This is a genomic window from Candidatus Clostridium helianthi, assembly GCF_045310795.1.
In the GTDB taxonomy this organism is placed as follows: domain Bacteria; phylum Bacillota; class Clostridia; order Clostridiales; family Clostridiaceae; genus Clostridium; species Clostridium helianthi.
This window is the reverse complement of record NZ_JBJIAB010000072.1, coordinates 1-11,179: the sequence shown is the minus strand read 5'-3', so window position 1 is coordinate 11,179 and position 11,179 is coordinate 1. Positions and strand designations below refer to the sequence as shown.

Annotated in this window: 11 protein-coding genes and 1 pseudogene; 11 read left to right on the top strand and 1 reads right to left on the bottom strand. The window is 29.7% G+C overall.

The window, feature by feature from the left end:
• The first annotated feature begins 237 nt into the window (after window positions 1-237).
• From ACJDTP_RS26745 to ACJDTP_RS26720, 6 genes are all read left to right on the top strand, one after another.
• A complete protein-coding gene (locus tag ACJDTP_RS26745) occupies window positions 238-414 on the top strand; it encodes a hypothetical protein (RefSeq protein WP_173714976.1) in 177 nt (58 codons plus the stop codon).
• A gap of 81 nt (window positions 415-495) precedes the next feature.
• Window positions 496-702, top strand: a complete 207-nt coding sequence (locus ACJDTP_RS26740; RefSeq protein WP_077843925.1) for a hypothetical protein — start codon at window positions 496-498, stop codon at window positions 700-702.
• Window positions 703-1,234: 532 nt separating this feature from the next.
• Window positions 1,235-1,576 (top strand): cupin domain-containing protein, encoded by a 342-nt coding sequence (locus ACJDTP_RS26735; protein WP_026887871.1) that lies wholly within the window; start codon window positions 1,235-1,237, stop codon window positions 1,574-1,576.
• A gap of 105 nt (window positions 1,577-1,681) precedes the next feature.
• Entirely contained in the window at window positions 1,682-2,128 is a 447-nt protein-coding gene (locus ACJDTP_RS26730) for an HIT family protein (protein WP_406762938.1), read from the top strand.
• Between the two features lie 115 nt (window positions 2,129-2,243).
• Complete coding sequence (locus ACJDTP_RS26725; protein WP_406762937.1) at window positions 2,244-2,873, top strand: HD domain-containing protein; 630 nt, start codon at window positions 2,244-2,246, stop codon at window positions 2,871-2,873.
• 98 nt (window positions 2,874-2,971) lie between these two features.
• A complete protein-coding gene (locus ACJDTP_RS26720; RefSeq protein WP_406762936.1) occupies window positions 2,972-4,012 on the top strand; it encodes a hypothetical protein in 1,041 nt (346 codons plus the stop codon).
• Window positions 4,013-4,473: 461 nt separating this feature from the next.
• Here ACJDTP_RS26720 and ACJDTP_RS26715 read toward each other — a convergent pair whose 3' ends face one another.
• On the bottom strand, window positions 4,474-5,430 hold the full coding sequence (locus ACJDTP_RS26715) for a LysR family transcriptional regulator (RefSeq protein WP_406762935.1): 957 nt from the start codon (window positions 5,428-5,430) through the stop codon (window positions 4,474-4,476).
• 168 nt (window positions 5,431-5,598) lie between these two features.
• On the opposite strand from ACJDTP_RS26715, the gene ACJDTP_RS26710 reads away from it, so the two are divergent.
• From ACJDTP_RS26710 to ACJDTP_RS26690, 5 genes and pseudogenes are all read left to right on the top strand, one after another.
• The gene (locus tag ACJDTP_RS26710; RefSeq protein WP_077310109.1) at window positions 5,599-7,059 is read left to right on the top strand and encodes an aspartate ammonia-lyase; all 1,461 of its coding nucleotides are present in this window, start codon (window positions 5,599-5,601) and stop codon (window positions 7,057-7,059) included.
• A 642-nt stretch (window positions 7,060-7,701) separates the two neighbouring features.
• Entirely contained in the window at window positions 7,702-8,967 is a 1,266-nt protein-coding gene (locus ACJDTP_RS26705; RefSeq protein WP_406762934.1) for a cation:dicarboxylate symporter family transporter, read from the top strand.
• A gap of 493 nt (window positions 8,968-9,460) precedes the next feature.
• Window positions 9,461-9,973, top strand: coding sequence for a hypothetical protein (locus ACJDTP_RS26700; protein WP_406762933.1), 513 nt, complete (start codon window positions 9,461-9,463; stop codon window positions 9,971-9,973).
• 95 nt (window positions 9,974-10,068) lie between these two features.
• On the top strand, window positions 10,069-10,578 hold the full coding sequence (locus tag ACJDTP_RS26695; protein ID WP_077843936.1) for a GNAT family N-acetyltransferase: 510 nt from the start codon (window positions 10,069-10,071) through the stop codon (window positions 10,576-10,578).
• 363 nt (window positions 10,579-10,941) lie between these two features.
• Window positions 10,942-11,106 (top strand): annotated as a pseudogene (locus tag ACJDTP_RS26690) (CatA-like O-acetyltransferase); the annotation flags it as partial.
• Between the last annotated feature and the right edge of the window lie 73 nt (window positions 11,107-11,179).

Genomic DNA, 11,179 nt, shown 5'->3' with positions numbered 1-11,179 from the left:
TAATACTACAAAGATCAGCTATATCTTGAGTTTATGTTATTATTTTAGTCTCAACATCGCAATCAAGCCAACTCAAAAGTGCGTAGCAGTTAATTAATATAATGTTCTTTGAAAATTGAATAATACCATGTTTACAAAATATGTTATAATAGTAAGCAATGATGTAATACTTAGAATTTATGAGTATTGCACTAGTATAAATAATTACGAACATATATAGTTTAGAGGCGAATCTTTATGATCTTAGAACATAGATTAGAGAAATTAATTTTATCTACTATTGCATTTGGTACAATATCTGGCATCATTTTAGGAATTACCAAAATAGAAATGCCTATTGGGGGATATGCAATTTTGGGAGGAACTTTAGTATCGATATTGACTGGTATACATATCTGCGGCAATAAAAAATAAGCAGTACCAATTTTGTTATAAGACGTAACAGTAAATTTTTATGTAACATAGTAAATAGAGCGAATTATAGGAGGAAATTAAATGAGTAAAAAAAATTATGTGAATATATTGACAGTTATACTAACGTTTATAATTGCTCACATTATTTATAACTTAACAGGATTTCATTATAATTTTTCTGAAGGAATATTAAATTTAAAATTATTAATTGATTTGGGATTATGGTTGCTAATATACGTACCAGTTAATATAATTCTTGATAAAATATTATTGTCCAAAGGAAAATGATTTAATAAAGGTCATAGTCATTATAATAAAATAAAAGATACAAGTTCACAATTTTCTTATATTTAGTATTATAGTGGACAATCTCATATATAATTTTTTAGTATATATTTTAACATCACATTAAAATACAGCCAAAATAAAAATACCAACATTTCAATTTAAGAAAAGTTGGTATTTTTATTTTGGCATGATAGCTTATATTAGAATGTCTACATCGTTTTTTAGGTACAAAATTTTAGGAGATATAAAAGCATATATGGGCGTTGGGAGTGTGGTTAAAATGGCTTCAAATATTTGATAAAGATAAAAAGATAATAAAGGCTGAAAACTTTATAGTTCAAAGTAATGTAGTGAACTCATATATCAGAAGGAAAGACTTAAAAATAGAGAATCGATGTATGCATGGTGTGTGTAATATTTTGTAATTAATGTTATAATAAGTTTTATATGAAACTATGATCTAATGGATACTAGTAAATTATCAAGTGCCATATAATAAATATTCTTATATAGAAAATAGGAGGTATTAAGCATGAAGGATTTCCCGGAGTTTATGAAAAATGAAAAAAATCATATCAGTAGCAGTCAACAAAATACAGAAGACATTGATGGTTATTATTTTGAAGGTGAAGACGGTAGCCAAATGGCTTTCTGGACATGCTATTCAGATAGAGTTTCTAAAGAACATAAGCATGAATTTGATGAATATACCGTTGTTGTATGCGGTCAGTACACAGCAATTATTGATGGGAAAGAAATTGTATTAAATCCAGGTGACGAAATATTTGTTCCAAAAGGAACGCTACAAGGTGGAAGGTATATTGCAGGAACAAGAACAATTTCAGCTTTTGGAGGAAGAAGAATTCATAAGTGAATTTAATGGAATTATGTATATAATTTCTATAAACTTATTATAAAACGCAATAAGTAAGTAAGAGCGAAATGAAGATAGCTAATATTTTATGTAGGGAGCTATAAAATGAACTGTAAAATGTGCGATAAGCAAAAAAGCATTAAAGATAATCCATATTTTATTATGGAGCTTCAAACAGAGTATGTAATTTTAGGATGGTTTCAGAGGTTCAAGGGCTATACTGTTTTCAACAGTAAAGAGCATGGTCCTGAATTACATAACTTAGAACAGTCTTTTAAAATGAAGCATCTTGAAGAAATGTCTATTGTGGCCGAGGCTATTTCTAATATATTTAAACCTGATAAGATGAACTATGAACTACTTGGAAATGGATGCTCTCATATTCATTGGCATTTATATCCGAGAGTAAAAGGTGATACGCCTATAGTTAGTTCTATATATCAATTGTCAAATGAGGAATTGTTTGATGAATCTACAAGACCGAATGAGGAGCAGAGAGAAGAATTGAAAGAAAAGATTAAAAATGAAATTGTGCATCTATGTTCGAAATAAACATTAGGCTAAGTAATTCCATGATGCAGAATACCTATAATTGATATAACGATCGGGCTTTGTAAGAGTTGTTTTAATATGAATTATTGTAAAAGTTCTAAAAGGAGATTTAAGTATGCAATATCACTATAAAAAAGAAGATGTACCTTCATTAGAAGAAGCAAAATTAATTTTAAAAGAAGCGGAAGAGTTAAATCCAGGTCCTTGGGTAATGCATTCTATGTATGTGGCAGAAGGGGCAAAATTAATAGCGGAGCAAACAGAAAATTTAAATTCTGAAGTAGCATATATTTTAGGAATGTTGCATGATATAGGAAGAAGAGAAGGTATACATGCTATGAGACACGGCATAGATGGATATAAATATGCAATCAGTAAGGGTTATGATTTAGTAGCAAGAATTTGTTTAAGACATACATCATTTAGGCATAATGATGAAGTTGTTATTGTAGGAAAATGGGATGGTACTGTTGAAGAATATAATTTTGCAAAAGATTATTTGTCACGCATAGAGGAATCGGATTATGATAGATTAATAAAATTATGTGATTATTTATCATTACCAAACGGATTCGTTTTAATAGAGAAAAGAATTGTAGATATAGCATTAAGAGGAGGGAGTAATGAATATACAATTCCTAGGTGGAAATCTACTTTTAAGATTAAAGAGTATTTTGAGGAGAAAATAGGAAAATCAATTTACAGCTTGTTACCAAATGTGAAAGAAAATACTTTTGGATTTTGAAAAAGGGTCTGGATGATGAATTTTCTTATGCTATGTATAAAAGTTTATTTTATAGTTTCATGATTATGTGCTTTTAGGCTTTGAGAAGGGAGTGCTTTATGAATAAAAGAAATGATATGATTATAGAATGGGCAATTAAAAAAATAGAAAGAGAGTATAAAGATGATGTAAGCCTTTTACTACTATATGGTTCTTATGAGAATGGCACTGATAATCCGATTTCAGATGTGGATTTATATTTTATACCAAAGACAGAGCATGCATATGAATTGACTAAAACTTTTATTGTTGAAGGTGTTGGGTTTGATTTATTTCCTATGTCATGGGAACGTATTAAAGGAATTGCGGAATTTAATGAAGTTTTGACATCATGTCTAGCTAATGTGAAGATACTCTATTGTAATTCAGATGATGATAAAACAAGATTTGAGGAATTACAATGTAGGTTAAGGAAAAATTTAAGTGACAAAGTGTTTATGATGAATAAAGCATTGAAGAAGATGGAAAGAGTAATGGATATTTATAGAACCATGATGTTTGAAGACAGTATCTGTGAATTGAGAACGATTGCTGGCCGTATAATCATGCTTTTATCAGATATTGTAGCATATGCAAACCAAACGTATTTTAGTAGGGGCGTAAAGAAACAAATAGAGGATTTAAAAAATATAGAGACCATTCCAAAGGACTTCATTTTAATGTATGAATCAGTTACAAAGGCTAATTCAGCAAGGCAACTTAAAGAATATTGTTACAAAATGATAAAAAATACAAGAGACTTTTTGAATAGTAAAGCTGGAAAAGGAAATAAAGAAGATAAGAAAGCAAATTATAAAGATCTTGCGGAACTTTACCAAGAAATTATCTCGACTTGGAATAAAATCTATACATGTTGTGATAGTGGAGATACTATTCTTGCATATATTTCAGGTGTAAGCCTTCAACGAGCATTAAGCATGGCTGTAAGGGAAAATGGCTTGGATGAATTCAATTTAATGGGTTATTATAATTCAAAGAATTTGAATAAATTTAAAGAGAGGGCCGTGGAAATACAAAAGGAATTTATAAAAATGATTGAAGATAATGGTGCAGACATTGAATCATATAATGAGGTTGAAGAGTTTATAAAAAGAAATTGACTAATGTAAAACGATAATTTAATAATATCAATTTGCAATTTTCTTATATTGAGCATTGTAGGTGGAAAATCTTACCCATAATTTTTGTGTGCTATATTTCAACATCATAAAACGCAGCTAAAAATAAAAATACCAACCTTTCAATTTAAGAAAAGTTGGTGTTTTCATTTTCTAAAAGTTTTTTGAATGAACTACCAAATATAGATACCTAATCTAAGAATTATACTTATGGATTGAAATATATGCTATATCGGAAAGGACAGATACTCTTTTTTGAAGTGTTACATTAGAGAATATGTTGTAGGCATTTCTTCATCAAAAGTTGTTCTATTTTGCTTGTCACGGGCTTGCTGTTGGAGCATGCTTAAACGGGTGCAACTTCTTATGTTAGAAATCCTCAACTTATTCTCAGTAACCGGAACAACAGAGTACCTGTCCTTTCTGTAGATTATCAAATAATTCTAAGTTATATCTTCATTCGCTTTAGGTATAGCCATTTTTAAGAACTCTTCCATTGCTCGTGTGAAGTATTTTCCCTTTTTGGTGTAGAAATATACGTTACGGCAAATGCTATCCTCATTCAGCTTATAATAGATTACGTTAGGGTCAGGTTTTGTATATCTTATAAGGGTATCACTTAAAAAGCTAATGCCCATTCCATAGCAGGTAAGGTTATATGACGTAACTAACTGGTCTAATTTTAAAATCACATTTGGTGAAAAGTTATGATGCTGACATATCTTCTCAGCACGTTTTCGTGTATCATTTCCAGATCTTAAAAATAGAAATGGTTCATCTTTAAATAGTTCCAAAGGAACACTAGGTGTAGACGAATCAAGATGTTTATTATTTATTATGTCATGAGCAGTTAATTGATAATTTATAGTTTTACTATTAACTTCAAATTTCTTTGGAACAGCTAAAAGCAAGTTTTCATTACAGTACTTATGTCTAGAATATATATTTTCGTTAAACTCATAATTATCTATAACAAGATCTAAAGCACCAGAGAAGAGTTGCTGCTCTAAAAGCGCAGTATTAGCTTCAACCATATGAATAGAAACAAGTGGGAATTTTTCTCTAAAATCTGTGATTATAGGAGGAAGAATATAAGAAGCAAAAAGATTACTTCCGCCTATAGCTATATTTCCAGTACGTAACTCGTTCATATTGCTTAAGAAATTCTCGAATCCATTTTGAATATCAAGAATCTTTTCTATACATTTTACATACTCCTGTCCACAAGGAGTTAATTGAATTGGATTTGTACTTCGGTCAAACAAAGGAAAACCTACACGCTCTTCTATCTTTTTTATAGTTGCACTAAGGGAAGGCTGAGAAATATACAGGTTTTGAGCGGCTTTTGAAAAACTTTTTTCCTTATTAACCTCATACACATATTCCATACCTTTAAACATAAATAACCTCCACATATAAATAAAAATCTATAATACTTATATCATTATATGTATTTGATTATATTGTAGAGGACACTTATAATGAAGTCAACAGATGAATTAGAAGAATTTGATAATAAACCAATAATTTATACAAGAAGTGCCGATTATAATGTGGGGGCGAAGGTTATGATAAGGGAAATAAAGTTAGAAAATAAAGATATCAATTTCCGTAAGGAGAACGACTCAATTGGAAGCAAGGACATACCTGAAGATGTATATTATGGTGTACAATCTTTGCGTGCTGCTGAAAACTTTAGGATTACTGGATTGTTCATGCATCCAGAAATTATAAATAGTTTAGCATATATAAAGAAAGCAGCTGCCATAACAAATTGTGAAGTTGGAGTTTTAGATAAAAAGATTGCAGATGCAATTGTAAAAGCTTGTGATGAGATATTAAGAGGAAATCTGCATGAATACTTTATTGTTGACCCAATTCAAGGTGGAGCAGGAACTTCACTTAATATGAATGCTAATGAGGTCATAGCCAACCGCGCAATTGAGATACTTGGAGGTAAAAAAGGAGAATATTCTATTGTACATCCAAATGATCATGTAAACTGTGGACAATCTACTAACGACGTTATACCAACTGCAGGAAAAATTACAGCTTTAAAATTATTGGAACATGCTCAAAGTGAGCTATATAGATTACATGATGCATTTTCACAAAAAGCTATAGAATTTGATCACATAATAAAAATGGGAAGAACTCAAATGCAGGATGCAGTACCAATTCGTTTAGGTCAAGAATTTAAAGCTTATTCAGTAGCTATAATGAGAGATGTTAACCGCATGGAAAAAGCTATGGATGAGATGCGAGTTCTTAATATGGGCGGAACTGCAATAGGTACTGGAGTTAATGCAGACGTAAAGTATCTTAAACGAGTTGTTCCAAATCTATCAGAGATTACTGGAATGGATCTTATACAAGCTTTTGATTTAATAGATTCAACACAAAACTTGGATTCCTTTGTAGCAGTATCAGGAGCTGTTAAGGCTTGTGCAGTAACATTATCTAAGATTGCTAATGACTTAAGATTAATGTCTTCTGGACCAAGAACAGGATTTGGAGAAATTAATCTTCCAGCAAAACAAAATGGTTCCTCTATCATGCCAGGAAAAGTTAACCCAGTTATTCCTGAGGTAGTAAACCAAGTGGCATTCAATATTATCGGTAATGATACGACAATCACAATGGCAGCAGAAGGTGGACAATTAGAACTTAATGCATTTGAACCAATTATATTCTATTGTTTATTTCAATCAATTGATACTCTAACTTATGCAGTTCAAACTTTCATAGATAATTGTGTAAAAGGTATTACAGCCAATGAAGAAAGATGCCGTGATTTAGTAGAAAACAGTGTTGGAATAATTACAGCAATTTGCCCACATGTAGGATATTCAACAGCTGCAAACCTAGCTAAAGAAGCTATAAAAACAGGAACATCTATTAGAACTTTGATATTAGAAGCAGGGCTTTTAAGTGAAGATGAATTAAATGAAATTTTAGATCCATTTAATATGACAGAGCCAGGGATATCAGGAAAAAAATCTATTAGCAATGAATTAAAAACAGTTTAATAAATTTTGTAAATAAGCTTGAAATTAAATAGCAAGAGAAATCATTTGGAGTGATATGAGATTCATAATTTGAATCTCATATCACTTCTTATTTTTATGCTCTTGGCACATAGTAAACTCCATATTAATTAATTGACATAAAAAATTTTTTTCTAATTCATATAAAGATGTTTGAAATAGATTTTATATTCTAAAAAAGAATTCTGTAATGTGTACCTAATGCACTAAAATAGAGGATTTGACGTATAATATTTGAGTTGAAATTCTAATAAATTTAATTTATAAAAGTCGCACTAACGAATATTTTGATAAGACTAAAATGGATTTTTCTGATTATTCAGAATTTTAAAAACATATGAATAAAGGATTTTTTGTGTTATAATACATGCGGAAATTGAATTTTCTTGTATAAATTTTCAAAAGTGAGACATTATGTCAACGCTTGATTATAAAAGCAATAAGAAATTTAGTAAAATGACATTATTTTTTTAATAAAAATCTATTGTTTTTTTATTAAGTATGTTTAAATTTGGAATTTTGTCTTTTTAAATACTTATAAGGTTTTATCAAATATATTCTCTGTAGTAAGTTTTTGAAACGAGAAAATTCTAAGTTGCAGCATTTTAGAAGGGGGATATTAAAATGAAAAAATTAGGATTAGCATTTCAAATTCTTCTAGGGCTTGTACTGGGTATTGCAATAGGAGCTGCCTTTTATGGCAATCCAGTTGTAGCATCATATTTACAGCCTATTGGAGATATATTCATCAGATTAATCAAAATGATAGTTGTTCCTATAGTATTTTCATCACTTGTTGTTGGTGTTGCTGGTGTAGGCGATATTAAGCAGGTAGGAAAAATAGGAGGAAAAACTATACTGTATTTTGAAATAGTAACTACAGTTGCCATTGTAATAGGACTAGTTGTAGCTAATGTAGCTCATCCAGGAAGTGGAATTAATATTCAACAACTTTCGTCAGTTAGTATCGAAAAATATATGAATACAGCTGAAACTGTATCTAGCCATGGTTTTGCAGATACATTTTTAAATATTGTTCCAACAAATATCTTTGAATCTCTTTCAAAAGGTGATTTACTTGCAGTTATATTCTTTTCAGTTATGTTTGGTTTAGGTGTTGCTGCAATTGGAGAAAAAGGAAAGCCTGTTCTTGCTTTTTGCCAAGGTGTGGCTGATTCAATGTTTTGGGTAACTAATCAAATTATGAAACTTGCACCACTTGGAGTATTTGGATTAATTGGTGTAACAGTTTCTAAATTTGGAGTAGCTTCATTGATTCCATTAGGTAAATTAGTTATTAGTGTTTATGTAGCTATGATTTTCTTTATATTTGTTATATTTGGCTTGATAGGGAAGATATGTGGTTCAAGCATTATATCACTTATGAAGATTTTAAAAGATGAAATTATTCTTGCGTACACTACAGCAAGTTCTGAAGCAGTTTTACCAAAACTTATGGAGAAGATGGAAAAGTATGGCTGTCCGAAAGCTATTACATCTTTTGTTATTCCAACTGGGTATTCATTTAACTTAGATGGGTCTACTTTATATCAGGCGATTGCAGCACTTTTTATCGCGCAAATATATGGGATAAATCTGCCAATTGCTACGCAAATAAATTTAGTATTTGTACTAATGGTTACATCAAAAGGTATGGCTGGAGTTCCAGGAGCATCCTTTGTTGTTTTATTAGCAACCGTTGGTTCTGTAGGTATACCTGTAGAAGGGGTAGCTTTCATTGCAGGAATAGATCGTATTGTTGATATGGCAAGAACTGTTGTTAATATAATTGGAAACTCATTAGCTGTTATCGTTATTTCTAAATGGGAAGGGAAATATGATACAGAAAAAGGAAAGAAATATTTGAAAGCTATCCAAAAAGTAGCTTAATCACATAGAAACATGTGAGTCTCAAAAAGCAGAAATAGTGTTATTTCTAAGGATTATGAAAATATTGATGAAAGTACTAAATTGAAGATTTTATCACTAATGCTTACTCCAAATTTTATTGTGACAAGCATTAGTTAGACAACCTACAATTAAGAACTTTTAACTGAAAATTTTTAAAAATAAGTATAGAATATTCTAACGGGTTTACTTAAAGGGTGCAAAGTCAAAAAATACAATAATATTTGAGTGCAAAATTACATTGATTTTTGCACTCTTTTATTTTGGCTTAAATCAATGGTTTAAAGGTATTTGTGTAATAATTTATATTAAATTTTACACCAACTTTTACAGAAGAAAAAACAAATGTAATAAATTCATTACATCTGCAAAAATGCTTGTAAAAATATCTGCTACAAGTTTCGGTAAGAAATACAGATATTTGGTTTTTGAATCCTCATACCTAAAAGGGCAATCAAAGATTTCCTCTATCCGAATGAACCATTGCAACAATCCATTTTGTAAGTGGTTTGGATTACCACAGCAGAAGTTTGATAATGTTAAAATTGAACATACTATGCCCTCTATTGATGAAGGAGTACGCTATGTAGATTGTATAACTAATTTATCAGATAAATCCCCAATTGAAGTTGCCAACTACTTGGCAAGAGTAAATAGTCACTCAATCAATGCTCTCTTTAATCAGATAAGAAGAAGTATATCTATTCTTGAAAGACCACTTGTTACAGCAGGAGGTGAGGGTAAGAGTTATATTTATTCTAACTATAACCCAAAGTGTGCCCAATATTCTATAACTATATTAAGAACATTTTATAACTTTTGTTGGACTTTCAAGAGTGGTAATGGTGATGTGCTAACTCCTGCACAGAGAATAGGAATTACTGATAAGCAGTTTAACTATAATGATATAATATTTTTCTTAATGCTTATTTATTTCATTATATTGGTAAAGGTTGAAAAGTTAGTCTATAATATAGATAAACAATAGTACAGAAATGTGTCTCAACCGAGGAATATATTATAATAAATATTAGTATGAAATTTTGCTACAGGTTTTATGTATTTTTGACAGGAGGTATTAGAATGAATTTGCGTGAAGCAGAAGAAAAGGACTTTGAAATAATATACATGATGGGTTATGATGCTTGGGGCGATGGTCTTTCTAAACTAGATTATCTTTTAACTTGTAAGTCGTCTATTAAGTATGCAAATGGAAATTGGTATGTATTAGAAAATGATGATAAGGTTTTATCAAGTTCGTTACTTATACATAACTTAAATCATCTTAATTGTGGTACTGGATTAGAAATAAGAGGAATTGGTTCTATTTCTACACCAATACATTTAAGAAGGAAAGGTTATGGGTCAAACTTAATAGAAAGGACTATGTCATATATAAATAGAGATATTCCTATAGATATTTGGTTTTTATATTCAGATATTGGTGTAGATTTTTATAATAAACTTAAATTTGAAGCATTACCCAATAATTTTCAAAAACGTACATCAAGTCTTTTAATGGCTTATTGCCAGCCTAACACTTGGGATATAAATACTAATGTTCCACAGATAGAAATACCTAATTATTTTTAATAAAAAATGTTACGCACTTTTCTTATATTGTTCAACAATAACATAATTTATTAACAAAAGGAAAGTATAGTTAAAAAAATGTTGGAGCAAATGTGGATGGAAAAATAAAAATTAATATTAGTAGTAATTCAGATGTTAAAATAACAAGAGATAAGAAATAGTAAAATATTAGAGTAATTCGTAGTATTCTTAAGTTATGAATCAATAAAAAATGGTCTCTGAAAATTGAATAGTTCGGTATTACAGAATGTGCTATAATAAACTAAAGCGTAAATATCATTGTAAAAAGGAGATTGAAATGGCTAGGTCACGGAAAAAAGCCTTCTAAAATAGAATTACGAAAATTTTTAGGAGGCCCGAATTATGAATTTTAATTTAATAGATATTAATCATTGGAGTAGAAAGCCATACTTTGAACATTATTTAAACAATGTAAAATGTACTTATAGTATGACTGCCAATATAGAAATAACTGATTTATTGTATGAAATTAAACTTAAAAATATTAAATTTTATCCTACACTTATTTGAGGATATTTCATAATTAAAATATCCGAATCTGTGGATAACTTTTAGAAATTTTTAAAAAAAGCCGATAGCG